Below are 25,494 nucleotides of genomic sequence, written 5' to 3'. Positions count from 1 at the left end.
GGCAGGCGGAAACCATTCGCAAAGCGAACTCTTTACCACTACGGTTTTGTTTTTAGCCTGAACCTTTATTAAATGCACAATCATGGGATTTTTTGAAAAAATCTTTGGCAGCGAAAGCGCAAACAAAGAAGGGCTGACTCGCCCGGCATGGCAACAGTTCCCCAATGAGGAAGCCTTGGTGCATGCCATAGAACAAACATCATTCGAAAAGCCGGTGCTTATTTTTAAACACAGCACCCGCTGTTCCATCAGTGCCACTGCCTTGAATCGTCTGGAGCGCACATGGAACGAAACCTTTCAGCAGGCTTTGCATCCTTATTTGGTGCGTGTCATAGAAGAACGCCCTTTGTCCAACGCCATTGCCCGCTTGTCGGGAGTGGAGCACCAATCGCCGCAGCTGTTGATATTTAAAGATGGCAAGTGCGTGTATCACAGCTCTCATTTGGCTATTGATGTTGAAAACATAAAGCCTTATTTATAATCTTTTTTGCCCGGAATAATAAACGAAGCGCACAGCAACCACCAGAGTGCCCAATAGATTAGCCTGTAACGACTCAGGGCTGAAATATTGGGCGCTGCTATTCCCAACAACACGGCATTGCCTGCAATAAACAGCAGCAAGAGCCACCAATAGGCAGGAAGGGCAGAAAACAAGCGCTTTCTTTTTTTCAATAAAAAAAACATGGCAGCGACGGGCAACAAACATTCTGTTCCCAAAACGAGTCCTGCCCACAGCGTACCATCCCATGGGAAGGGGCGAAACAAGGCATTGAACAATGCCGGAAGCACGCTTTGAATCAACGAGCCGGGATGGCCGTCGAAAGGCAGCGGGTACACATTGGCCGGGTTGCTCAACCGCACAATGTCGCGATGGTTTTGCCACAGGGCTGCCATGAAAGCATGCAGCGAAAGGTTGGGATGAATAAAAGGCAGCAGATACACAAAAACGGCCGGTATGACCACGGCAAGAATAAGCAGAGCCGTTTTGGGCAAACGGCGGCAGCACAATACGAAGCATGCCGCCACCAAGGGGGCAAGTGTGGCAAAGTAGTAGTACTTTGTTTTCCAAAGCAAAAACAACACAAAGCCCGTGCCCAAAAAATGAACGAATGCCAAACGCCTGCGATGGCAATAGTGTAGCAAGCAAGCATAGACATAATAAATCGCCGGAATCACAAGACTTTCTTTTAAGGGCGGTGTTGTCCATATGGCCATGGAAGGCAGCAAAAACAAAGCAATAAAGGCAGGCAGTGCCAAGTGAGGGTAATAGCATTTGATGCTTGTAAAACAACGGTAAAGCAAAACATTGCCAATGCCCACCACCACAGCCACAAACAGCGGCTCTATGCCCCCGGAGAGTAACCACAGCGGCAGCAGGCATAATACGAAGGCATAGGCCCGGGGTTGGGTATATAGCCACAATTGAATACTGACGGCTTGCGGTAAGGGGGCAAAAGACAGTAAATCCTGCCATGGCAGAAGCCCCGTTTGCAAGGCGCTTTGCAGGACTTGTAAATCGTGGAGGTAGACCAAAATATCGCCTTCTTGCAGGTGCTTGTAGTAGGCAATCACTGCCATGGCTACGGCATAACGCCAGCCCCAACTCAGGATGAAGAGCGTGCGCTCTTGCGCAACAAATGGTTTCCAATGACGCATGAAAGGCATTCTTTTTTTAAGCAGGCTTGCTTATACTGCCCAATGAGCGCTTGCGAGTCGTAAGCACTTTGAGGCTCTACGAATCCTGCCCACAGGCGGGTGATGCGGTTATGCTCGGGCGGCAGCGCCTGCAACAATTCCATTGCGCTTTGAATATACGATTTCTTGCCGCTATGCAAGCCATAAGCCACACGATAAGGCACCACGGCGTTGATCAACAGGGTGTAAATCATTTGTTTGCCCATGCCGCTTGGTGTGGGGCGTGCCCCTTTCTTTCCGAAGCGGTAACGCCATTGCCAATAGTCGCTTACCGGCAGCGAGGCAAATGTTTTTTGAAGCGTTTCCGCCGGGCTTTCAAGCAACAGATTGTGCAGTAAATCTTGTTGAACAAGCAAAGCAGCCCATTGTGCCAGCCGGAAGGTAGGGAAGCTGCCGGGGCGCATGCGCAAGAACTTCCACTCTGTTGCCGGCAGCGCTTTCAAAGAGAACTTATGCTTATAAAAAGCATACTCTTGCGCCAGTTGTTGGCAGTAATCATCGAGTGGGGGCGTGGGGAGCAAACCACTTTGTCCAAACAGCATGGCTTCTATGGCTATGGAGTTGTTGCGGTGTTTGCGCAGTACTTTAAGTGGGGTTTGACGGCTAAGCTTCAAAAAGGCGGTGGCATTTTGGGCAAGCCCCCAAGCATAGGCAAGCGCCCGGTAGGCAGTTTCTTCCCATAATGTGCAGCTTTCATACTCTTGCAGTATGCGTTGTGCCTTTTCTTCCATGCGTCGCATCACGGCCTTTTCGAGCATGTCTATCTTATGCAGCGGCAATACTGCTTGCCACTGCGGGGCACACAGTGGGCGCCGGTGAATGGGCGACAGCACCAGCTGCCGGTAAGTATTGAGCACCTGCGGATTTACATAATGGCGCAACTCCAACACCGGGATGCCTTCGGTATGGGGGGCGTCCATGTCGTGCTGCCACACCACATGAAGCACTACCTGCCGGTAATGGGCTTGCAGCTCGTGTTTATGTTTAAACCAGTCAGAGCTGCGGAGGTGTATTTCTACATCACCTTGCAGGCTTTGGTTGCCTATCTGCAGCTGCGCTTGGCTGAAATCAGCGCCTTGGTGGGTGTTGTGCGTGCCGGGGTGTACAATCATCAAAGGGCGGCCGTCCACCAAAAACAAGCCGGGGGTGCGAAAATAACGATAATGCCAGATGTGATGTAGCAGCGCTTCTTGCATGGGATTTTATGGTGAAAAATATTTTTTGTTGCACTTTTTCAACTATTTTTGTGCCAAGCCTTAGTGAATGTATCAAAACTCAACCAAAATATCAAGACTATGAGTCAAAACTATGACGTGATTGTAATAGGGAGTGGTCCCGGTGGTTATGTAGCAGCCATCCGTGCAGCTCAGTTAAATATGAAAGTAGCTGTGGTGGAAGCCGCCGAATTGGGAGGCATCTGCCTGAATTGGGGTTGTATTCCCACCAAGGCGCTGCTTAAAAGCGCCCAGGTATTCGAATACATTCAACATGCCGAAGACTATGGCATCAAAGTAAGCTCGGCAAAGCACGACTTTGAAGCCATGATTAAGCGCAGCCGTGAAGTAGCCAACGGCATGAGCAAGGGGATTCAGTTCTTGTTCAGAAAAAACAAAATCGACCTGATTCAAGGATGGGGCAAGCTCACCAAAGACCGCAAGGTGGAAGTAACCGACAAGGAAGGGAAAAAGAAAGTATATGAAGCCAAGCATGTCATCATAGCTACCGGCGGGCGTGCCCGTGAACTGCCTCATATCAAGATAGACAACGAAAAGGTCATTGGCTACCGCAAGGCAATGACGCTTGAAAAGCAGCCCAAGAAAATGGTGATTATGGGCTCGGGCGCCATCGGCGTGGAGTTTGCCTACTTCTATCATTCCATTGGCACGGAAGTAACCATCGTGGAATACCTGCCGCGCATTGTGCCCAACGAGGACGAGGAAGTGTCGAAGCAGTTGGAAAAGATATACAAGAAGAAAGGCATTAAGATTTACACTTCTTCGGAAGTAACGGCCGTCGATACCAAAGGCAAAGGCTGCAAAGTGACCGTAAAAACGCCCAACGGCGAAGAGGTGCTTGAATGTGACGTGCTTCTGTCGGCAGTGGGCGTGGTTGCCAACATCGAAAACATAGGCTTGGAAGAAGCCGGCGTGAAAGTAGAAAAGGGCAAAATTGCCGTAGATGAGTTTTACCGCACCAATGTGCCCGGTGTGTATGCCATCGGCGATGTGACGCCCGGTCCTGCTTTGGCACACGTGGCTTCTGCCGAGGGCATCATATGCGTGGAAAAAATTGCCGGCTTGAATCCGCATCCGCTCAACTACGGCAACATTCCGGGCTGTACTTATTGCCAGCCCGAGATTGCCTCGGTAGGTATGACCGAACAGCAGGCACGCGAAGCCGGTTATGAAATCAAAGTAGGCAAGTTCCCCTATACGGCTTCGGGCAAAGCCAGCGCTGCCGGCGCCAAAGACGGTTTTGTGAAGGTCATCTTCGATGCCAAATACGGCGAATGGCTGGGGGCACACATGATTGGTGCCAACGTTACCGAAATGATAGCCGAAGTGGTGGTTGCCCGCAATCTGGAGACCACCGGACACGAAATCATCAAATCGGTGCATCCGCATCCCACCATGTCGGAAGCCATCATGGAAGCCGTAGCCGCTGCCTATGGCGAGGTGATTCACCTGTAAGCAGCCCACAATACAAGCCCTCTAAGCCCTTGTGCACTTCCACAAGGGCTTTTTTTCTTTTGCTGCCCTTGCTTGCATGCTACCGCCGGTACGGCTCGCAGGCATAGCCTGTCATCTTGAACGGGTGAAGCACGGCTTGTCATTTCGAGCCTCACGTAGTGAGGTGAGGCATCTCTTCAAACCAAGCCTACTTTTGTCATGTAGAACGAAGTGAGACATCTCTTCAAACCAAGCCTTTTTTGCAAAAGAAATTGCCGCTGCGCTCGAAATGACAAGAAGAAGATAACAACAGCAGAAAACGGTTGACATGAAAGTTCAAATGTTGTGTGACAAAAAAGGCACAACAAAAAGCAAAGCAGCCCCACCGGGAGAGGCGGGGCTGCTTGTGTTTCAATAGACGGGTGTGTTGCTTATTGCTTGCGTTTATTTCTTTTCTTTTTCTTCTTCCCTTTCTCTTGACTCTCAACAGGCAGTGCGTTTTCTCCGGTGGAAGCGGGCACTTCTACTTCTGTAGCGTTTTGCTCAGCTACGGGTTTGCCGTCTTTGTCGAGCTCTACGATGTCGTAGCCCAAACGCTTCAAGCCGTCGAGGATGCGGGCTTTGTCGCCTACTACCACGATGAACGAATGCTCGGGGTCCAGATATTTACGCGCATATTCATGAGCTTTGGCAGGCGTAAGCTGTTGCAATATTTCGCTTTGCTTCTTCACATAGTCGCCTTCCAGGTTGTACTCAAGCAAGCGGCGCAGGAAGAAGGCTTTCTGGAAGCCCGTTTCATAGTTCAGGGCATCGCGCTGACCAATAGACATTTTTGTGAAAGTAATCTCTTCTTCGGTGGGTCCGTTTTGTTTGTATTCGCTTATCTCGCGCACGATTTCATAAACGGCGCTGTCGGTAGCGGCAGCTTTCACACCTGCCGAAGCTACGAAATAGCCGCTGTAGCGGGTGCCGCCAAAACCGGCACGGGCGCCATAGGTCCAGCCCTTGTCTTCGCGCAGGTTCAGGTTAATCCGGCTGTTGAAAGCGCCGCCCAAGGGGTATGCCATCAAATAGGCGTGATAGTATTCGCCCAAGGGGTGGTAAGGCATGGCCGGATGCCCCACGCGTATTTCAGACTGTGCGGCATTGGGTACGTCCACCAGGAAAATACGGCTTTGCCCGGGACGTTTCCCTTCACGCAATACGGGGATGCGCCCGTTTACTTTTTCGCCTTTCCATGTGTTCAGGAAAGTGAGGGCTTGGCGTGTCTCTTCTTCGGTGATGTCGCCCACTATCACCACATTGGCATATGCCGGATTGATGGCTTGCCGGTAGAATGCTTCCACGTCGGCAAGGGTGAGGGCAGCCACACTGCTTTCGGTGCCGTCGGTATCGTAGGCGCGCACGTCGTCTAAGCCATAGAGCAGCTTATCGAAGATGCTCGAAGCCAGATAACGGGCTTGCGCCTTGGCATTCTTGATGCCTTCGATTTGTTGTTTTTGAATGCGCAAGAAGTCTTCTTCTTCGAACTTAGGGCGCAGCAGGCGCTCTTCAAGTAAGCGCATGGTGGGTTGCAGGTTCTTCTTCAAACAACGGACTTGCACATAGAAGCCCGTTTCATCGCCGTAGATGCTGATGCTGCTGCCCAGGCGTTTGAGTTCGTTTTCAAAGTCTTCGGCACTGTAGTTTTGGGTGTCTTCGTTCAACAAGGCAGCGGTGAGCCCAACCAAGCCTACCTTTTCCGTGTTGCCATGCAACAACAATTGCCCGCCCTCTATGCTAATCAGCATGTTTACCACGGGAATTTCGTCGTTGCGGGTGCCTATGGCAGGCATCCCGTTGGCAAAGGTGTTTTTCCAGTAGGGGGGCACTTCCACCAGCTTGGCCGGCTTGGGTTGCGGGCGGCGGCTGCGGTCGAAGTTGTCTTTGGGTTCGCGATAACTCAAGCCTTCATAACCATAATCAGGGGCTTTGTATTGCGTGTTGTCTATGGTGTAGTTGTCTTCGGCAGCGCGTAAGTCCAGTTTACCTTTGGGGCATACGCTTACATATACGGCCGGTTTGTTTTGTATATACTTCTGATAGGCTTTCCATACGTCTTCTTTGGTGAGGCGCTTTAGCATCTTCAGCTCTTCGGCTAAAAAGTTGGGGTTCTTTAAGAAGGTTTGGTAAGCTGCCAGACGGGTAACGCGTCCTCTTACGCTTTCAAGCCCGTAAATCAGCTCGGCTTCGCGCTGTGCTTTGAAGCGCTCCACGTCTTCATCGCTGATGCCTTTGGCTTCGAACTCTGCCAGTGCTTCTTTGTAGAGATTTGCCATGTCGGCCAGCGAAAGGCCGGGGAAGGGCAAAATATAAGTAGAAAATTCACCGGCAAGCTCATAGCCTGCATTGGAAGTGCTTACTTGTACGGCTTTTTGTGCTTTCACCAGTTTTTGGTAGAGGATAGAGTTTTTGCCGCCCCCTAAGAGGTCTGCCACGCAGTCGAGCGCCAGCTCGTCGTAGGTGTAGCGGGGTGCTGCGGGATAGGTGATGGAAAGCAGCGGGAGTTTGATATAAGGGTCTTCATACGATACGTAGCGGTCTTGCTCGAGTGTGGGGATTTGCTTGGGCAAATCTTGCACTTCCGGACCGCGCGGAATGGAACCGAAGTATTTCTCTACCAAACGGACCACTTCTTTGGGGTCCACGTCGCCGCCCACGGTCAGTGTGGCATTGTTGGGTCCATACCAACGCAGGAAAAAGTTTTTCAGGTCTTCCACGCTTACACGGTCAAGGTCTTCCACATAACCAATGGTAAGCCAAGAGTAGGGGTGCCCATAAGGATAAAGCGTTTTGTCTTTGTACTCACGCACCAAGCCATAGGGGCGGTTGTCGTAGTTCTGCCCCCGCTCGTTTTTCACGGTAGCACGCTGCACTTCGAATTTCTCTTGCGTGACGGCCGGCAACAGGAATCCCATGCGGTCGGCTTCCAGCCAGAGCGCTATTTCCAATTGATTGGAAGGCACCGTTTCGAAATAGTTGGTGCGGTCACGGTTGGTGGTGCCGTTGAGTGTTCCCCCCGATTCGGTGACGATTTTAAAATGCTCTTCGTCTGCGACATGCTTCGAGCCTTGAAACATCATGTGCTCGAAGAAGTGGGCAAAGCCCGACTTGCCAATTTCTTCCCTTGCCGACCCTACGTGATAGGTGACGTCCACATGCACGAGCGGGTCAGAGTGGTCTTCATGAATGATAAGCGTAAGCCCATTGTCCAGTACGTACTTCTCGTAAGGAATAACCAACTCGCCTTCTTTTTTAGTTACTTTCTCTACCAGGCGGGTTTGTGCCCGGAGAGAAAATGCCCCGGTCAGCAGGGCAATCAGTAGTAGAAACGTTCGTCTCATTTGGGTATGTTTTTGGTTCAACTTCCATAAAAACGACGTGGATGGGCTGCTATTGTATTTTTTATGTGAAAGTGTATCAATCATACCATGCAAGCAGGCAATGTAAGTTTGTGGCCGCAAAGAGTGAAGGCATCCGGCCTTTGGAGTGCACCAGGGCAAAGCCTACACGACGGCGGGATGTCTTATTTTTTATGTCTGTTCAAAGATGCTATATTTTGAATAGGACATAACCCTGATAGTATGAATTTTTTGAATTGGTTGACAGGTGAGCATCAAAGAAAGTTGAAAAGCATGGTGCGCATGGCTTTGGTTGACGGTGAATTGGCCAATGCCGAGTATGAATACCTGTTGGCTTGGGCGCACAAGGAAGGAATCGACGAGGCTTTGCTGCACCATATGTTGGAGAAAGAGGAAGAAGAGGAGGAGCCTTTAGGGCGTATGTCTGTAAAAAAGCGCTTTCACCACCTGCACGAAGTGGCATTGTTGATGTTGGCCGATTATGTTGTGCACCCCAAAGAAATAGAATATTGTGCCCGCTTGGTGGAGCATTTTCAACTGAGTGAAGCCCCCCTGCTGTTGGTACGGCGCTTGCTTGACTGTGTGCGCTCGGGGCTTTCGGCCGATGCGTCTTATCGGCTTTTAAAGGCAGAAAAATTACTCAAGTAATAAAGGGATTTTGTATCTTCAAGGCAATTTTCCTTGAAGTCGAAAACATGAATTTACATCCTTACATTCTCTCTTTCTTTTTTGTATTGATGTCCTGTGGGCTTGCCATGTGCCAGCAGTTCCCCGCGGCGGCAGGGGGGCGTGCTTTCGCTATGGGCAATGCCGTAGCCGCTTTGTCCGATACTTGGGCTGTTTTCAATAATGTGGCGGGGCTTGCTTCGCAAGAGCGTGTGGAAGTAGCCGTTGCCGCACAACAGCCTTATGGGCTTGGTGCCCTGCAAACAGCCTATTTGGGAGCAAGTGCGCCACTGCCTTGGGGCGGGGCAGTGGGCGTGTCGGCCATGCGCTTTGGCGATAAGCTCTTCAATGAACAGGCCTTCGGGCTTGCTTTTGCTCATAAAATAAGCATGGTGAGCGTGGGCGTGAAGGCTTCTTATTTCCAACGGGCTGTACAAGACCCTACGGGCGTCACTTCGCGCACGCAAGGGGCTTTTTTGTTTGAAATAGGGGGAATAGCCCGGCTGCTTCCTACGCTTTATTGGGGCATGCATGCCTATAATTTAGGGCAAGCCCGCATGGTTTCCGACTACAGGGAAGAGTATCTGCCGGTGGTGCTGAAAACCGGCATTGGCTACCACCCTACCGAAAGCCTGTGGTTGAATATAGAAGCAGAAAAAGACACAGAACAGCCGGCACGTGTAAAGGCGGGCTTTGAGTACCGTTTGGCAAAGCCTTTCTATGTGCGCACAGGCGTGCAAACACAGCCTTTTGTAAACACTTTTGGCATAGGCATTCGTCCGAAGAAACTATCGGTAGATTATGGTTTAATGATTCACAACCCCTTGGGCTTGGTTCATCATATATCTGTGTCCTATGCGTTCCGTCAGTAGTATTTTTTGCCTGCTCTTTTTTTGTTTGTGCGCTTGGCAGAGCGTAGGGCAACGCCCGGCGCAAGATATCGACCTGCAGCAGTTCATTGAAGATAACTTTGCACTTCAAGACCCTGAATCAGGCGCCAATTACGAAGATATTTACGAAGCCCTGTATCAGCTTTATCTTGAGCCTTTGGACTTGAACACCGCCGGACGCGACGAGTTGGCATCGCTGTTTATTCTCCAGGAATATCAAATCAACAACTTTCTGGCCTATAGGGCACGCTACGGCCGGCTGATTTCTATTTATGAGCTGCAAGCCATTCCCGGTTTCGACCTTGAAACCATTCAAAAGTTGCTGCCTTTTGTAACCGTAGCCGAAAAAAGCATCCACGAAGGCGATGGCAGTCTTTTGTCGCGTATTTTGCATGAGGAAAACAACTACCTGGTATGGCGCATGACGCGCACGCTGGAAACGCAAGAGGGCTACACGCCCCCCACGCTCAAAAGCGACAGCAGCTACACGCAGCGTTATGCCGGCTCGCCTTACAACCTGTATGCCCGTTTCCGGGTAAGCCATATTCGCGATTTCAGCTTGGGGTTTACGGCTGAAAAAGACGCCGGCGAAGCTTTTGCATGGAATCCCGCCCAAAAGCAATACGGAATGGATTTCTATTCTTACCATCTGGTATTGTGGAATAAAAAACGTTTTAAAGCCATTGCTTTGGGCGATTATCAAATTCAAATAGGGCAAGGATTGCTTTTAGGCGCCGGCTTTCGCATAGGCAAGGGGGCAGAAACAGTACAGACCATCCGGCGCAGCAGCACGGGCATCCGGCCTTTTACTTCGGTACTCGAAACCGGTTTTTTCAGGGGGGCAGCGGCTACTTATGAGCTGCTGCGCTTGGATAAAGGCAGCATAGACCTGACCGCTTTTGCTTCCTGGCAGCGCCAAGATGCCAATGTGCAGACGCTTGGCGACACACTGGACGAGCAAACAGAGACTTTCATCAGCAGCATACAGACCGCCGGCTTTCACCGTACGCCAACGGAGCTGGCAGCCAAAGACGCCATTGATGAGCAAGTAGGGGGTGCCAATGTTACTTACAAGTCCAAAGACAGCCGTTTGGAAGTGGGACTCACGGGCATCTACACGCGCTTTGGGGTGCCGTTGAAGCGCACGCCCACTACCTATAATCAGTTTGAATTCAACGGGCAGCAAAATTACAATGTGGGCTTGCACTACTCTTACAACTGGCAAAACTTTAATTTCTTTGGTGAAGCGGCGCGTTCGCAAAGCGGCGGCATGGGCATAATAAGTGGCGTGTTGGGAAGCTTGACGCCCACACTTGAAATGGCGCTGCTGTACCGGAACTATGCCCGCGATTTTCATTCTTTTTACGGCAATGCTTTGGCAGAAAACAGCCGCCCTATTAACGAAAGAGGCTTTTATTGGGGCATGAAGTTCATGCCATTCAAGCAACTGAGCTTTGCTGCTTATTATGATAAGTTTGCCTTTCCCTGGTTGAAATACAAGGTGGATGCCCCTTCGCAAGGCTATGAATACTTGTTTCGAGTAACTTATGCCCCCACACGGCGCATTTCCATGTACGCGCAATACCGCGAAGAAAACAAAGAGGAAAACGTACCGGACAACGATACGGCCATGGACTTTCTGGGGGCACGCATCCGCCGCAATTACTGGCTGGTGGTGCGCTACGCTGCCGAAAAATATATCGGCTTGCAAAGCAGGCTTCAGTTTTCTTCTTTTACCCAAAACCAAAAAACCACGCGCGGCTTGGCTTTGGCACAAGACATAAACCTGAGCTACAAGCAATGGGAGCTTGCCACGCGCTTTGTGGTGTTCGATACCGACGACTATCAAAACAGACAATACATGTATGAGCGCAATGTGCTTTACACCTTTTCCTTGCCGGCCTACCAAGACCAAGGGTATCGCTATTTTGTGATGCTGCGCTATAATGTTACCCGGCAGCTGCACCTTTGGATTCGCTATGCGCAAACGCGCTACCTTAACACAGATACCATAGGCAGCGGACTGGAAGAAATCCGGGGCAACCGGCGTTCGGAGTTGAGGTTACAAGTGCGCTATCGTTTTTAGCAGTGACGCCTATGGCGCTGTTCTGTCTCTGCTATTGATGAAAAACTGTTAAACAACCTGCCTATGGAATATATTATCGAGCTTTTCCGGAAGTACTTTGATTTTCACGCCGCAATTGAAAGTATTGTGGCTTTTTTGCCTAAGTTGTTGAGTGCCATTTTGGTATTTGCATTTTTTGTTTTTCTGTGGAAGCTGGTGCGCCGTTTATTCCGTATGCTTTTCCGGCGCTTTACCGTGGACAGAACCTTGCAAAACTTTTTGGTGAATGTAGGTAAAACGGTCGTCTATGTCTTTGGCTTCTCGGCGGCCCTTACTCAAATGGGGGTAAATCCGGCATCTATTTTGGCGAGTTTGGGAATTGCCGGCTTGACCTTGGGTTTTGCTGCCAAAGATGCACTTTCCAACATCATATCCGGACTTTTTATATTTTGGGACCGCCCCTTCGTAGTAGGTGATTTGATTGAGATTGGGGGACAATATGGGCGTGTGGAGGAAATATCGTTGCGTTCTACGAAAGTGACGACAGTAGATGGCAAAATGATTTCCATTCCCAATACGCAGATAGTAAACTCAATGGTTGTGTCTTATACCAATTTCCCGCACTTACGCCTTGATATACCTTTTACGGTAGCCCCCGATGAAGATTTGGCTAAAATTCGCAGCCTTCTGTTTGCTTTGGTGCAGGATACAAACACTTACTTGAGCACGCCTCCGCCCGAGTTGGTGCTCAACAGCATCAACGATTACAATATAGAACTGGTTTTCAGAGTGTGGATCCGGGATGAGAAGCAGCATATTGCGCTTCGTTTCCAGCTGAGGGAAGCAATCCTGAAGACACTGCTCGAGGCAAAGGTGAATATGCCTTACGAAACGCTCTCTGTGATTATGAACAAACAGCAGGCAGACACCTGAGCCCGGCAATGAAAAAGCCCCGCTGCTTGGCGGGGCTTTCTATTGGCTTATGGTTGATGCCGCTTGCGGTATTCTTCCAGACCTTTTTCCAAAAACTCTATAAAGTTATCCACGTTCAGGTCATATCCCTTCGGTGGAAGCAACAAGTTTTCTTTTGGGGTTTTGCCGGGGTCGGTATCCAGAAGCGAGTAGTAGGGCTGGGCATTGGCACCAAATTCAGTGATTTGAAAATCGAAGAATTTGCGCCCGATGGTATTCTTTAGTTTGCCGTCATAGGACGATACATACTGCTCGCTTTCGGGCAGCGGGGTCTTGTCATCCACGTAAAGGGCAACTACCACGTATTGGTCGCGTAGCAACTTTAACACTCGTGGGTCGCTCCATACTTTGGCTTCCATCTCGCGGCAGTTCACACAGCCGTGTCCGGTAAAATCAATGAACAGTGGCTTGTTTACCTTCCGGGCATAAGCCACGGCTTCTTCATAATCGAAAAAGCCTTGCAAGTTATGAGGAAGCTCGAACAAATCGCCATATTTTACTTTGGCAGGAAAGTTCGAATCTGTAGCCGCCTGTCCGCCATTGCCTGCACTTTTTACTTCTATTTTGTCGAAGGTGGACATGGGCGGCAAGTAGCCCGACAGCGCTTCGAGTGGCGCGCCAAACATGCCCGGAATCAAATAAATCACGAAACTAAGGGTGACCAAGGCTAACAACAGGCGGGGCACCGACAGGCGCTCTACGGGGCTATCGTGGGGTAGTTGTATCTTCCCTAAAAGATAGAGCGTAAGGGCTATGCCAATGGCAATCCATATTGCCAGATACACTTCGCGGTCCAGCAGGTGCCAGTGATATACCTGATCGGCCACACTTAAAAACTTGAAAGCAAATGCCAGTTCAATAAAGCCCAGTACCACCTTGACCGAGTTGAGCCATCCGCCGGAGCGGGGCAGCTTATTCAAGGCAGTAGGAAATGCCGCGAAAAAAGTAAAAGGGATGGCAAATGCCAGTGAAAATGCCAACATACCTACAATAGGTTTAAGCACTTCGCCCCCCGCAGAAGCAATCAACAGGCTGCCGGCGATGGGCACAGTACAAGAAAACGACACCAACACCAGGGTGAGTGCCATAAAGAAGATGCCCACCAAGCCCCCTTTGTCGGCTTGCTTATCTACCTTGGTAAGGAAAGAAGAGGGAAGCGTGATTTCGAACATCCCCAGGAAAGAAAGCGCAAAGATGACAAATACAAGGAAGAATATCAGGTTGGCCAGCCAGTGGGTACTTACTTCGTTGGCAAATTCAGCCCCTAAAAATACGGCAGCCAAGGTGCCCACAAGTGTATAGATGCCGATAATAGAAAAACCATAGAAAAAGGCTTTGCTAATGCCCTGACGGCGTGCGGCGCGCAACCGCTGCTGATAACGCTCTTCATCTTCTCCTTCTTTGCGTGCTATGTTGCCTTTCATGAAGTAGGAAACCGTCATGGGAATCATGGGGAACACGCAGGGGGTAAAGATGGCCGCCAGGCCGGCCAGAAAAGCCGTAAGGGCAAACAGCCACAAGCTTTGTTTCTTTTCGGGGGAGGTGGGAGTGGCAGGTGAGGGTGTTTGTGTGGTTTCTGTGCCGTCTTGAACGCTTTTTACCACTTGGGCGCCACTGCTTACCACACTGTCGATGGCTTGCGGAAGGGTGTCTGCCGTAGTATTTACCGTGCTTTCTTCTTTCTCTTTTTCTTTATGCCCGCTTTCCTTCGCCCGGGCTTGTACACTCACCGAAAAATCGTAGCTGCCCGGTACGCACATGCCCGTTACATTGGAGCACACTTGAAAGTTGATGCTGCCTTTTATATTGACTTCGGGCGCCGTAACTACAAATTTTTGAATAAAAGTGCCTTCTTTTTTGAAGATGGCCACTTGCCCTTCAAAAATCTCATCATATTTTTTGATGGAGTTGACCGAAAGGAGCGGTCCTGCTGCTTTCGCCCCCTGTATTTGGGCAATTTCTATTTCGGTAACCATAGGTCCCAACTCGGGGTCGAAGTCCGAAGCATACAGATACCAATCGTTATCTATTTTGGCTTTGAATACAAGCTCGAGCGTGTCGCCTACGTGGAGGGGTTGGGGGGTACGAAGGTTATGAGTCCAATGGGCGTGCTCTTCGATTTGTGCTTGTGCCCCGCCGGCGGCAAGCCACAGGCAGAGGATCAGTAAAAAATAAAGTTTTCGTGTCATGACTGTGTTTTATTTTATGGCTTATTCGACTGTGAAAATAAGCGATTCAATGTAAACAAAACCAAAGCTAATGGTTATGAAATGATAAAGGCGTCAGGAAACTGACAAATGACGTTTGACAAAATCGGCTATGTGAAGATAGGCTTTTTGTCCTTCCGGCATGCGGTGGGCAAACAGGTGCCACACATGCGGCATACCGTGCCATATTTCCAACTCTACGTGCACACCTTGCTGTGCCATGCGCTCGGCAAGCGCTTTGCCTTCATCGAAAAGGATGTCGTGTGTGCCCACTTGAATGAGGGTGGAAGGAAAGCCGGCATATTCTTCCGCAAAAAGAGGTGATAAAAAGGGTTGGCGGCGGTCCTGTCCGGACGCATAGAGTTCGGCAGCCATAGCCAGGCGCTTGGGGTGCAAGATGCCGTCAAGCCATGCTTTCTTACGAATACCGGGCATCGATAGGGTCAAATCTGCCCAGGGTGAAATCAGCACAAGCGCACGCGGCATGGGTTTGCCTTCCCGCTTGGCTTGCAAGAGTGCAGATAAAGCCAGGTTGGCACCTGCCGAGTCGCCCATCACAATGATTTGTGCGGGGTCATAACGTGTTATCAGCCAGCCGTAGGCCTGCAATATTTGGTCGGGTGGGGTGGGGAAAGGGTGTTCCGGTGCCAACGAATAATCTACGGCGAGCAATGGCAAACCGGTGGCGTTAGCCAAGCGGTAGGTAAGAGGGCGGTAGCCTGCTACACTGCCTACGACAAAGCCGCCACCGTGTACATAAAACAACACGGGTGGGGGTTCAGTGCCGGCAGGCAGCTGCCATTCGCAAGGGATACCGTTGGCGCCCGTGCGCCGCTGCTCTATGTTTTCCGGGAGTGGAATGCGGGCGCATAAGTATTCAAAGGTGCGACGCTCTTTTTTTAATGAAGTGGGGCGGTTGTGGCGCCACAGCTTATAAAACTGCAGCGCAATGGGGGCAATGAATGCTTGCCAGCTGCGGCGGCGAATGTGCCTTACGGTAAGTGTTTTTTGCGTGTCTTGCATGTCGTGTTGAGTGTGCATACTTATTTTTGTACTTTTGAAAGTGCGCTATGTTTTTAAACTTGTACCTGAAAATAAACGTTCATATGCCACTTTTTGGTTTAATTGGCTATCCTTTATCGCATTCGTTTTCCAAGCGCTACTTCACTGCCAAGTTTGAGCAAATGGGCTTGAAAGCGCATCGCTATGATTTGTTTGAATTGCAAGATATTGAACTTTTCCCGGCTTTATGGAAGACTTATCCCGCTTTGAAAGGGGTGAATGTAACCATTCCTTACAAGCAAAAAGTAATTGCTTTTTTAGATGAGTTGGCAGAAGGGGCACAAGCCGTGGGGGCAGTGAACACCATAAAAAAAATGCCGGATGGGCGGCTTGTTGGGTATAATACTGACGTGGAAGGTTTTAAGCAGGCGCTTTTGCGCTGGCTGCCTCTGTCTTATTTTAAGGAATCGGGTTATGAAGCCCTGGTTTTGGGAACGGGGGGCGCTTCCAAGGCGGTAGCCTATGTGCTGGGGCAGTTGGGGGTGCCTTACCGTATGGTGTCGCGCGACAAAACCAAAGGCGATTTGACCTACCGGGACATACAAAGGGAGGGGTGGGGGAATGCCCGGCTTATTGTCAATACCACCCCCTTGGGGATGAGTCCACAAACGGAAACGGCACCGGCTTTGCCTTACGAGCAGATAGACACAACCTTCTATCTTTATGATTTGGTATATAATCCGCCACTGACCCGTTTCCTGAAAGAAGGCATTGAACGAGGGGCTAAAATACAAAACGGCTTGGAGATGCTTTACCTCCAAGCCGAAGCCGCATGGGCAATATGGAATCAATAAGCGCTTACGCTTGGGGACGATACATCTCGACCATGCGGAATATCATTTTTTGTGTTTGCAGGTCTTCAAAAAACTCATAGAGCGCTTCGTGCTTGTCAAAATCCAGCAGTAAAGCACGCTCTAAATAGTGAATAGCTTCTTGGAAGCGCGCATCGCGCAGCAGGTAAGCTACCATGCGATAGAGCAAATCAACTTCTTCCGGGTTGGCGTCAATGCCTTCCTGCAACACTTCTATGGCCTTTTCGTAGTCCCCCTGTTCGTAGTACACATAAGACCAATGCAGCCAGCATTCGGTATCGAAGGGCATGAGTTCGGCAGCATATTGGAAGTGCTCAAGGGCAGATACCACATGCCCTACTTTGAACTCCAGCTTGGCTAAGTTTAAATAATAGTTGCCATTGAAGGGGTCCAGCTTGCAGGCTTTTTCATAATGGTGGATGGCTTCGAACCAGCGTTCCGAGGCTTCGAAACAGCAAGCAATGCCATACCATGCTTCATCGCAGGCATCGTCTATGCGCAAAGCCTCTCGGTAGTAGTGAAGCGCTTGCGATAAATTGCCCTCTTTCTCGTAGCATGCGCCCAAATAACAGAATAGTTCGGCAGCCGGCTCGTCTTCTTTTTCAATCAGGCGTTCATAGCATTCTTTGGCTTGCCCATACTGCCCTAAGTTCATGTAGGTATTGCCCATTTTAAAAAGTGCCTGCCCGAAGTTGTCATCGATGAGCGTGGCGTATTCGAGCGCATGAAGGGCATCTTCAAAGCGTTCTATGTGGGCGTACACGTCGCCTAAATAAAACCAAGCGTAGGCATTGTAAGGGTTGCGGTCTATTTCCTTTTTATAGAAGGCAATGCCCCGCTCTATTTGATTGCGTTGGTCAAGGCAGTGAAGGTATTCATAGTGTACCAGGTCGTGCGCCGGATTTTTGCGAAATACTTTTTCGTACAAAGCGATGGCTTTTTCCGGCTTGCCCCAGTGCTGGTAAGCCCACGCCATCTGAAACCATATGTCGGTGTCGTCTTGCGCCCAATGCAGGGCGGTGCGTAAAGTATCTATGGCTTCCTCAAAGCGGCTGAGAATTGAAAGAATGTTGCTTTTGAGCAGGAGGGCGTCCGTTTCAGACGGATGAAGCATCAATACCTGTTCAATCAATGAGAGGGCTTCATCGTACTGTCCCAAGCGGGCCAGCAGGTCGGCTTTGTCGAGCAACAGGTCGGAAGAGAAAGGGTGTTGGCGAATGCCTATCTCGCAGGCATGCAGGGCTTCATCCCATTTGCCTTGCGAAGAGTAGTGGTCAATGATGGCCTCATAGGCTTCCACTTCAAAGAAAAACTGCTCTTGGTTGAGTAGCATCTCTTCGAAACGTTGCACCCATGAAGAGGAGTCGTTGTGACTATGCTTGAAATTTTGAGCCATTCAGTATAGTAATTTTACCTTAAGATAAATCCTTCGCAAATCTAAAACAAATTTGAGGGTTTTTTCATTACCGGAGGGTAATGTTATGTTTATTTAACTTTCAGTTGCGAAATAGACACTTCAAACAATTGAGTTGCCTGTTTGGTTTCTTTAAAAGTTCGAAACAATATTGAGCATGAAGCACGAAGTGAGTCGTTTTTTGGCATCCGGGCAGATGGAGTTATACATCTTGGGCCTGCTCGACGAAAAAGAAAGCCAGAAAGTGGAAAAGATGATGGAACGCCATCCGGAGCTGCAATCTGTTTATTCCGAAATGAAAAGCGCACTTGATTACTATGCTGACAAGCAGATTCAGACGCATTGTCAGAAAGAAAAGAGGCAGTCTTTACCATATCAGCAGCCGGTGCAAAGCCGTGTTTTGCCACAGGGCAGACGCCTTTGGACAGCGGCAATGGTGATAAGCGTAATATTCAACGTGCTTTTGTTTTTTTTCTATCTCAAAGAGCGTAAGGCAAATGAGGAGTTGGTTGGTCAAATGCAGTCGATGGAGCAGCGCTTTTTGGCACAGAGCGTGCAAATGCAAGATGAGTACAGAGTGCTGTTGCATGCGCATACTTACTTTGTGCCTTTGTACCGGACGCCCGGCGACGCACAGCAAAAGGCAGTGGTTGTATGGAACCGTCAAACGGGGGAAGGTTTCGTTTTTAGTGCTTGGTTGAGCCCGCCGCCTGAGGGGTATTGTTATCGCTTGTGGGCGGTAGATGCACAGGGGAGAGCCCATCAACTAACCGATTTGCAGCTGCACCGCATTTGCCGGACGAAAGCAAGCTATGAAGTAAGTAGCTGGAAGCTCACCTTGGAGCAGGAGAGCGGTAGCGGGCGCCAAGTGGTGGCACAAGCCGCTATGAAAGGCTAAGCTGCCGTATTTGCAGGAGCAGCTTGCGGCCGGCTTCGCTTAGTTGGCTGTCATCTATGTTTAGCGAGCGGATAATGTCTATCAGGCAATTGATTTTACCTTCCAAGGTAAAGAACTTATTTACAACGATGATGCGCTGTGATTTAAGAATGCAATAGCCCGCTTGGAAGTTGCCTTTTTCATAGCGTAAAATATAACCGGACTCACTGAGCAGCTCTTCCAGCTTTTGTAAAAAAGGTTTGTTGTAACGAATACTCATAGCTTATGCATGTAGAAGTGCTTCCACTTTTTGAAAAAGAGCATCAAAGTCAATGGGTTTCAAGACAACATCCTGAAAGCCCAAAGCTTGAAACTCGGCTTCGGAGTAATTGGGCGCATTGCCTGTGATGGCAATCACCGGCACTTGATTCTTGGGGGCGTCCAACTGCCTGATTTGTTTGAGGCAGGCAATACCGTCCAGTACAGGCATATTCAGGTCCAATAAAACCAAGTCGATGCTTTCCTTTTGTAATATATCCAGCACTTGTTGCCCATTTTTGGCAACCAGTATGCGATAGTCTTTCAACTCAAATACACGCTTTACAAGGTTCTGTATCACAGAACTGTCTTCACCAATCAGTATTGTTTTGCTGCTCATGCTTGTATATGTTAATGTAAATTTTATGCGAAATTAGCATTAGGAAAATACAATCTTGGGCTTGATTTTTGCTAAAATAAAAACAATAACAGAAAACACAGAAGAATCATGGAAGAAATTTTACAAACATTGCGCGACATTCTGTCTGAAAAGCTGGGTATTCAACCGGCATCCGTCACGCCCGAAGCCCACTTGGTAAAAGATTTGGGGATAGATTCGCTCGATTACATTGAGATTATTATGGAGTTGGAACAGGTGTACAATATGTCTATTCCCGAAACTGATTCCGAGCACTTCAAGACGGTGGAAGATGTGATGCTCTATATCCATGATAAGAAACTGAAAAAGACAGCCTGACTTTCAATTACCTTTTGCGCTCATATTGAGAACTGACTTACTTGCATGCCCCGGGCACCTCTTGCCGTTCATTTGAACGAGAGGTGCCTTTGTTGTTTGGTGTGGGAGAGAAAAAGAAATAAGAGAGGGGAATGCTGAAAATTTGAGCACAAGCAAAAAGAGCCACTGCCTTTTGTAGCTTGGTTTGATAGAGCTCTCGAGATGGCAAGCTGCACCTCGCTTGTTTGGGCTGAAAGGCTATGTGAAGGGCAGGCACCGGCGCGCTTTTGATATGGGGGTGTTGTTTGAGCAGCACGCACAAACCATAAAAAAAGCCCGGCAAATGCCGGGCTTTCAACGTTATGCGATGTATATGTTATACTAACTCAACATTCACAGCGTTCATTCCTCTACGACCTTCTTGCAAGTCGAAGGCTACTTCATCATCTGACCGGATTTCGTCGATAAGCCCACTCACGTGAACAAAATACTCTTGATTTGAATCCAGGTCGCGAATGAAACCATAACCTTTAGTTTCATTGAAAAATTTTACAATACCTTTGTACATGATAATAATTGATAATTAAATAAATACTATGAAACAAAGGTAAGTAAAGTAATTGGATTGTGCAACTTTATAGTCTGTATTTTTAAATATTTTTTTATTTATTTTTCGGAATGAATCAATAAAAAAGCCCCGCTCTCTGCGAGCGAGGCTTTTGTCGATGCTACTATGTATGTGTTATACTAACTCAACATTCACAGCATTCATTCCTTTGCGACCTTCTTGCAAGTCGAAAGTTACTTCGTCGTCCGACTTGATTTCGTCGATAAGTCCACTCACGTGAACAAAATACTCTTGATTTGAATCCAAGTCGCGAATGAAACCATAACCTTTAGTTTCATTGAAAAATTTTACAATACCTTTGTACATGATAATAATTGATAATTAAATAAATACTATGAAACAAAGGTAGGCAAAGTAATTGGACTGTGCAACTCTTGTGGGAATATTTCTTAATATTTTTTACTTACACTTGATGTCCGGGCAACAAAAAAGCCCCACTCTTCATGAGCAGGGCTTTGATGCCGGTGTTCTTATGTGTTACGCTAACTGAACATTCACAGCATTCATTCCTTTGCGACCTTCTTGCAAGTCGAAAGTTACTTCGTCATCCGACTTGATTTCGTCGATAAGACCGGTAACGTGAACAAAATATTCCTTACCGCTTTCGAGGTCACGAATGAAACCATAACCTTTGGTTTCATTGAAGAATTTTACAATACCTTTGTACATGATTGATAATAGATAATTATGAAACAATAAACCAAAGATACGGCTTTTTTTTAATCCGGCAAATTGAGCGACTGTTTTTTTGTGAAAAAGAAAAGAGCATGAGCAAAATTTCTTCACTCATGCTCTTTTGCGCGTATCGAAAGGGGGCACAACGACCACTTATACTTTTTCAGCGACAGCATCCAGCTTTTGAGCCAGTACAGTCTTGGGTACCACGCCCACTTGCTTGTCAACTACTTCGCCACCTTTGAAGATGAGCAAGGTAGGAATGCTGCGAATGCCAAACTGAGCTGCCAGGTTGGGGTTGGCATCTACATCCACTTTGCCGATGACTGCTTTTCCTTCATATTCGCCGGCGAGCTCTTCTATAGTGGGTGCCAACATCAAGCAAGGTCCGCACCAGCTGGCCCAAAAATCAATCAATACAGGCTTGTCGCCATTCACAATTTCATTGAAGTTTGCTTCGGTAATTTCTAAAGCTTTTCCCATGACAATAGAATATTTAAATGGTTGTTAAACGCTTTTTAAACACAGAACACATGAAAAGAGTTTAATTTTTGTTTTGCTCTTCAAAGATAAGCATAAAAGCCTATATGCGTCTGTCAGCCGGCTGACTATTTTCAATGCACGGGCAGGGCTTTGATGCCCGGCAGGCGATTGAGCGAATCCAGCAGATGCTTGCTTACCGACAGTTTGTATTTTTTAGAAAAAGCAGGCACGCTGATTTGCTTTTTGGGGTCAAACAAATGCACTTCCATCCATTTGTCGCCGGCATAATCTTGTGCCAGTTTTTCCAGCTTGGGCAGGGTATCCGGGTCGAAGTTGTCCAAATCAATGAGCAGGCGGATGCCTTTCCATGCCTGATTGCGCAACTCGCTGAGGAATTCCATTTTTTTGGGTCGGAACTCCCATTGGTCTTGGTTGTTGTAGCGCAGGCGCATTTCCCCTTCGATATAAAGCAGTTGACCATTTTCTACATAAGGCATAAACTGTGCGTAGTCTTTGCCAAAAAGCGCTATTTGCAGGCTTCCGTGGAAGTCTTCTATGCTGAAAATCATGAAAGGGTTGCCATTTTTGCCCTGCCGGCGGTTCACCTCGGTAACTACGCCCGCAATGCGAATGGGCTCACTGTGCCCGTTGTTTTGGGGTTTATACTCTGCCAGCTCGTCCAAGCGCTTGTTGCAAAGGTATTTTACTTCCAGCTCATACATATCGAGGGGGTGCCCCGACAGATAGAAGCCCACCACTTCTTTTTCTTTTTTTAGCTTATACACGGCGCCCCACGGCTCGCACTGGGGGGCTTTGGGTGGGGGCAGCGCTACATCGCCCTGCATGTCGCCAAAGATAGACTGTTGTGCTTTCAGCTTCTCAGCCTGATAGGCGTTGGCATAGCGCAGCAGCTTTTCTATATAGCTTTGTCCGTCTTCTTCGTGAAAATATTGGCTGCGGTCTAAACCGAAGCAGTCGAAAGCACCGGCCAGTGCCAAGCCTTCCATGATTTTTTTATTGACCTGTGAAAGGTTGACACGGCGCACAAAGTCGAAAATATCTTTGAAAGCACCATGCTGATTGCGCTCTTCGATGATGGAACGCACGGCGGCTTCGCCCACGCCCTTGATGGCTGCCAGACCGAAACGAATTTCTTTGTCGTTGACAGCCACAAAGTGCACATCACTTTGATTGACATCGGGACCGAGTACTTCGAGTCCCATGCGGCGGCATTCGGCAAGGAAGAAGTTGATTTTGTCGATGTTGCTCATGTTATGGGTGAGCACCGCCGCCATGTATTCGGCCGGGTAGTTGGCTTTCAAATAGGCCGTTTGGTAGGCTACGACCGAGTAGGCTGCCGAGTGTGAGCGGTTGAAGCCATACTCGGCAAACTTCGCCATGATGTCAAAGATTTCATTGGCTTTTTCTTCGGGTATGTTGTTTTTCTCTTTACAGCCCTTTACAAAGATGGCGCGCTGCTTGTCCATCTCTTCTTTTTTCTTTTTCCCCATGGCGCGCCGCAGCAGGTCGGCACCGCCCAGTGTATAGCCGGCAAGGACCTGCGCCGCCTGCATGATTTGCTCTTGGTAAACCATGATACCGAAGGTGTCGCGCAAGATGGGTTCCAGCAGCGGGTGAGGGTATTCCACCGGCTCTTTGCCATGCTTTCGGCGTATATACACCGGAATAAACTGCAAGGGCCCCGGCCGGTAAAGGGCGTTCATGGCAATGAGGTCTTCTATGTTGGTAGGCTTCAGCTGCCGCAAATACATTTGCATACCTTCCGACTCGAACTGAAAAGTGCCAATGGTTTCGCCATTTTGATAGAGCTCGAAGGTCTTGGGGTCATCCAAGGGAATGTGGTCTATGTCAATGTCTATGCCCTTGTTTTTCTTGATCATGGCAAGGGCATCTTTGATGATGGTAAGGGTCTTGAGCCCGAGAAAGTCCATTTTCAACATCCCGGCATCTTCAATCACCTTGCCATCGAACTGAGTGACCAGCAAGTTGGTATCTTGTGCCGTACAAACGGGGATATAGTCGGTCAGGTCACCGGGGGCAATGATGATGCCGGCAGCATGCACGCCCCGCGAACGCACCGAGCCTTCGAGTACCAACGCTTCGCGCAGCACCTTGGCTTTCAGGTCGTTGCTGTTGTATATTTCTTTCAACTCGGGGGTTTCTTCTATAGCCTTTTGCAGCTTGGTGCCCGGCTTGTCGGGGATGAGCTTTGCCAAAGCATCGGTTTCCTGCAGAGGCAGTTCCAGCACACGCCCTACGTCGCGCACAGCCATTTTGGCGGCCATGGTGCCATAGGTGATGATGTGCGCCACTTGGTTCCATCCATACTTCTCTACCACGTAATCGATGACACGTTGCCGTCCTTCATCGTCGAAGTCCACATCTATATCGGGCATGGATACACGTTCCGGGTTCAGAAATCGTTCGAAAAGCAGGTTGTAACGAATGGGGTCTATATTGGTGATGCCGGTGCAGTAGGCTACTACCGAGCCGGCTGCCGACCCCCGTCCGGGACCTACGGAAACGCCCAATTGGCGCGCCGCAGCTATGAAGTCTTGTACGATGAGGAAATAGCCCGAGAAGCCCATGTTTTGAATGATGTTGAGCTCGTAGTTGATGCGCTCTTCTATCTCGGGGGTGATGGTGCCGTAGCGGCGTTTCGCCCCTTCGAAAGTTAAGTGCCGCAGATACTCGTCCTGGTTTTTGAAACCGGGCGGAATAGGGAAGTGCGGCATCAAGATATCGCGCTTGAGCTGCAGGGTCTCTACCTTATCATAAATTTCATTGGTGAAGTCGAGCGCTTGCGGCACATCGGCAAAGAGCCGGTTCATTTCGGCTTGGGTCTTAAAATAAAATTCGTTGTTGGGGAAGGCAAAGCGCATGCCCTTACCTTCGCCCTTGGGGTCGCTTTGCTTGGCACCGGTGTTGATACACAGCAAAATATCGTGGGCGTTCCAATCGTCTTGGTCGAGGTAGTGCGAATCATTGGTGGCAATGACCTTGAGATTGTATTTTTTAGCCCACCGCAACAAAGTCTGGTTGATGTCTTCTTGGGAAATGCCCGTGCCGTCGATGTTTTCGAGGTGGTGCCGCTGCAGTTCTATATAGAAATCATCGCCAAAAACATCGATCCACCACTTGAGCTTTTCTTCGGCCGCTGCTTCGCCTTGCCGCAGGATAGTCTGCGGAATTTCGGCACCGATACAGCAAGAAGTGGCAATCAGCCCTTTGTGGTATTTTACAATCAACTCTTTATCTATACGCGGGTATTTCGAGTAGTAGCCTTCAATGAAGCCCAAGGAGCATAACTTTGACAAGTTTTTATAGCCTTCCGCATTTTTGGCCAACAGCAATTGGTGGTAGCGTACATCTTTTTCTTCCCGGGAAAACTGCTTTTTGTGCCGGTCTTCCACCAAGTAAAATTCGCAGCCCACGATGGGCTTTACACCTTGTTTGTGAGCTTCTGCCACAAACTTGAACGCCCCGAACATATTGCCGTGGTCGGTGAGTGCCACGGCTTTCATGCCGTCTTCTTTGGCTTTGCGCATCATGTCTTCGATGCGTGTGGCGCCGTCGAGCAGTGAGAATTGTGTGTGGCAGTGCAAGTGGATAAAAGGGATAATATCGGACATGGCTTACAGCTTGCTTTTGGTGAATACGGGTACTCAGACAATGAAGAGGAAAGTGCCGGCGTAGGGGTAAAGATACTTGGCTTTATAGGAACAGGCAAAAGTACGAAATTTTGAGCTGAAGCGTATTTTTTGAGAGGCACAAAACAAAAAAGCCCCCCGCAGAGCAGAGAGCTTTTTTCCAAAAAATTATGAAAAACCAACTGAAAAATGAAACAGTTGATGCGCTGCTTCTTTTTTAGATTCGTTCTTATTAACGAAGAGCAAGCCGTGAAAGTTTCATGCTTGCAGATTAGGCGACTTTCGTTATCTTAACGAATCAAACGCCAAAAAT

General features: G+C 48.9%; 22 protein-coding genes. 9 read left to right on the top strand and 13 right to left on the bottom strand.

Features of this window, described 5'->3' with window-relative positions; genetic code table 11:
* Positions 1-82: 82 nt before the first annotated feature.
* Entirely contained in the window at positions 83-481 is a 399-nt protein-coding gene (gene ytxJ, locus QVE43_RS03560; RefSeq protein ID WP_288004340.1) for a bacillithiol system redox-active protein YtxJ, read from the top strand.
* Here the strand turns inward: ytxJ and QVE43_RS03555 are convergent.
* Together QVE43_RS03555 and QVE43_RS03550 are read right to left on the bottom strand one after the other, a co-directional pair.
* Positions 472-1,656 (bottom strand): hypothetical protein, encoded by a 1,185-nt coding sequence (locus tag QVE43_RS03555; RefSeq protein WP_288004338.1) that lies wholly within the window; start codon positions 1,654-1,656, stop codon positions 472-474. The genes ytxJ and QVE43_RS03555 overlap by 10 nt on opposite strands.
* Complete coding sequence (locus tag QVE43_RS03550; RefSeq protein ID WP_288004336.1) at positions 1,605-2,891, bottom strand: DUF2851 family protein; 1,287 nt, start codon at positions 2,889-2,891, stop codon at positions 1,605-1,607. Before QVE43_RS03550 ends, QVE43_RS03555 begins: the two co-directional genes overlap by 52 nt.
* 99 nt (positions 2,892-2,990) lie before the next feature.
* On the opposite strand from QVE43_RS03550, the gene lpdA reads away from it, so the two are divergent.
* On the top strand, positions 2,991-4,385 hold the full coding sequence (lpdA, locus tag QVE43_RS03545) for a dihydrolipoyl dehydrogenase (protein ID WP_038032961.1): 1,395 nt from the start codon (positions 2,991-2,993) through the stop codon (positions 4,383-4,385).
* Between the two features lie 410 nt (positions 4,386-4,795).
* Here lpdA and QVE43_RS03540 read toward each other — a convergent pair whose 3' ends face one another.
* Positions 4,796-7,747: a pitrilysin family protein gene (locus QVE43_RS03540; protein ID WP_288004335.1), complete on the bottom strand. Its 2,952-nt coding sequence runs from the start codon at positions 7,745-7,747 to the stop codon at positions 4,796-4,798.
* 240 nt (positions 7,748-7,987) lie between these two features.
* Here QVE43_RS03540 and QVE43_RS03535 point away from each other — a divergent pair, with 240 nt between their 5' ends.
* The 4 genes from QVE43_RS03535 to QVE43_RS03520 all read left to right on the top strand — a co-directional run bounded on the left by QVE43_RS03535 (position 7,988) and on the right by QVE43_RS03520 (position 12,319).
* On the top strand, positions 7,988-8,413 hold the full coding sequence (locus tag QVE43_RS03535; RefSeq protein WP_288004334.1) for a hypothetical protein: 426 nt from the start codon (positions 7,988-7,990) through the stop codon (positions 8,411-8,413).
* A 47-nt stretch (positions 8,414-8,460) separates the two neighbouring features.
* The gene (locus QVE43_RS03530; RefSeq protein ID WP_038032417.1) at positions 8,461-9,303 is read left to right on the top strand and encodes a hypothetical protein; all 843 of its coding nucleotides are present in this window, start codon (positions 8,461-8,463) and stop codon (positions 9,301-9,303) included.
* A complete protein-coding gene (locus tag QVE43_RS03525; RefSeq protein ID WP_288004333.1) occupies positions 9,287-11,407 on the top strand; it encodes a helix-hairpin-helix domain-containing protein in 2,121 nt (706 codons plus the stop codon). The genes QVE43_RS03530 and QVE43_RS03525 overlap by 17 nt, the downstream gene beginning before the upstream one ends.
* Positions 11,408-11,470: 63 nt before the next feature.
* A complete protein-coding gene (locus QVE43_RS03520) occupies positions 11,471-12,319 on the top strand; it encodes a mechanosensitive ion channel family protein (protein WP_288004332.1) in 849 nt (282 codons plus the stop codon).
* A gap of 47 nt (positions 12,320-12,366) precedes the next feature.
* Here QVE43_RS03520 and QVE43_RS03515 read toward each other — a convergent pair whose 3' ends face one another.
* Together QVE43_RS03515 and QVE43_RS03510 are read right to left on the bottom strand one after the other, a co-directional pair.
* Positions 12,367-14,547: a cytochrome c biogenesis protein CcdA gene (locus QVE43_RS03515; protein ID WP_288004331.1), complete on the bottom strand. Its 2,181-nt coding sequence runs from the start codon at positions 14,545-14,547 to the stop codon at positions 12,367-12,369.
* 93 nt (positions 14,548-14,640) lie between these two features.
* Positions 14,641-15,606 carry an alpha/beta hydrolase gene (locus QVE43_RS03510; protein WP_288004329.1) on the bottom strand — a complete coding sequence of 322 codons (966 nt, stop codon included), beginning with the start codon at positions 15,604-15,606 and terminating at the stop codon, positions 14,641-14,643.
* A 65-nt stretch (positions 15,607-15,671) separates the two neighbouring features.
* On the opposite strand from QVE43_RS03510, the gene QVE43_RS03505 reads away from it, so the two are divergent.
* The gene (locus QVE43_RS03505) at positions 15,672-16,421 is read left to right on the top strand and encodes a shikimate dehydrogenase (RefSeq protein WP_288004327.1); all 750 of its coding nucleotides are present in this window, start codon (positions 15,672-15,674) and stop codon (positions 16,419-16,421) included.
* Positions 16,422-16,425: 4 nt separating this feature from the next.
* Here QVE43_RS03505 and QVE43_RS03500 read toward each other — a convergent pair whose 3' ends face one another.
* A complete protein-coding gene (locus QVE43_RS03500) occupies positions 16,426-17,835 on the bottom strand; it encodes a tetratricopeptide repeat protein (protein ID WP_288004325.1) in 1,410 nt (469 codons plus the stop codon).
* 175 nt (positions 17,836-18,010) lie between these two features.
* Between QVE43_RS03500 and QVE43_RS03495 the strand changes: the two genes are divergently transcribed.
* Complete coding sequence (locus QVE43_RS03495; RefSeq protein ID WP_288004323.1) at positions 18,011-18,751, top strand: anti-sigma factor domain-containing protein; 741 nt, start codon at positions 18,011-18,013, stop codon at positions 18,749-18,751.
* Here QVE43_RS03495 and QVE43_RS03490 read toward each other — a convergent pair.
* Both QVE43_RS03490 and QVE43_RS03485 read right to left on the bottom strand, forming a co-directional pair.
* Positions 18,738-19,010: a hypothetical protein gene (locus QVE43_RS03490; RefSeq protein ID WP_038032430.1), complete on the bottom strand. Its 273-nt coding sequence runs from the start codon at positions 19,008-19,010 to the stop codon at positions 18,738-18,740. The two genes, QVE43_RS03495 and QVE43_RS03490, sit on opposite strands and share 14 nt — an antisense overlap.
* A gap of 3 nt (positions 19,011-19,013) precedes the next feature.
* On the bottom strand, positions 19,014-19,388 hold the full coding sequence (locus tag QVE43_RS03485) for a response regulator (RefSeq protein WP_288004321.1): 375 nt from the start codon (positions 19,386-19,388) through the stop codon (positions 19,014-19,016).
* A gap of 108 nt (positions 19,389-19,496) precedes the next feature.
* Between QVE43_RS03485 and acpP the strand changes: the two genes are divergently transcribed.
* Complete coding sequence (gene acpP, locus QVE43_RS03480) at positions 19,497-19,745, top strand: acyl carrier protein (RefSeq protein ID WP_038032435.1); 249 nt, start codon at positions 19,497-19,499, stop codon at positions 19,743-19,745.
* 355 nt (positions 19,746-20,100) lie between these two features.
* Here the strand turns inward: acpP and QVE43_RS03475 are convergent, their stop codons facing one another.
* From QVE43_RS03475 to dnaE, 5 genes are all read right to left on the bottom strand, one after another.
* Positions 20,101-20,292, bottom strand: coding sequence for a cold-shock protein (locus tag QVE43_RS03475; protein WP_038032440.1), 192 nt, complete (start codon positions 20,290-20,292; stop codon positions 20,101-20,103).
* A gap of 174 nt (positions 20,293-20,466) precedes the next feature.
* Positions 20,467-20,658, bottom strand: a complete 192-nt coding sequence (locus tag QVE43_RS03470) for a cold-shock protein (protein ID WP_038032443.1) — start codon at positions 20,656-20,658, stop codon at positions 20,467-20,469.
* A gap of 171 nt (positions 20,659-20,829) precedes the next feature.
* Positions 20,830-21,021 carry a cold-shock protein gene (locus QVE43_RS03465; RefSeq protein ID WP_038032445.1) on the bottom strand — a complete coding sequence of 64 codons (192 nt, stop codon included), beginning with the start codon at positions 21,019-21,021 and terminating at the stop codon, positions 20,830-20,832.
* A gap of 159 nt (positions 21,022-21,180) precedes the next feature.
* Positions 21,181-21,510, bottom strand: a complete 330-nt coding sequence (gene trxA, locus QVE43_RS03460) for a thioredoxin (protein WP_038032447.1) — start codon at positions 21,508-21,510, stop codon at positions 21,181-21,183.
* A gap of 131 nt (positions 21,511-21,641) precedes the next feature.
* Positions 21,642-25,163, bottom strand: coding sequence for a DNA polymerase III subunit alpha (gene dnaE / locus QVE43_RS03455; RefSeq protein WP_288004318.1), 3,522 nt, complete (start codon positions 25,161-25,163; stop codon positions 21,642-21,644).
* Between the last annotated feature and the right edge of the window lie 331 nt (positions 25,164-25,494).

This window comes from Thermonema sp. (assembly GCF_026003375.1).
Taxonomy (GTDB): domain Bacteria; phylum Bacteroidota; class Bacteroidia; order Cytophagales; family Thermonemataceae; genus Thermonema; species Thermonema rossianum.
This window is presented reverse-complemented; position numbering and strand designations above follow the sequence as displayed.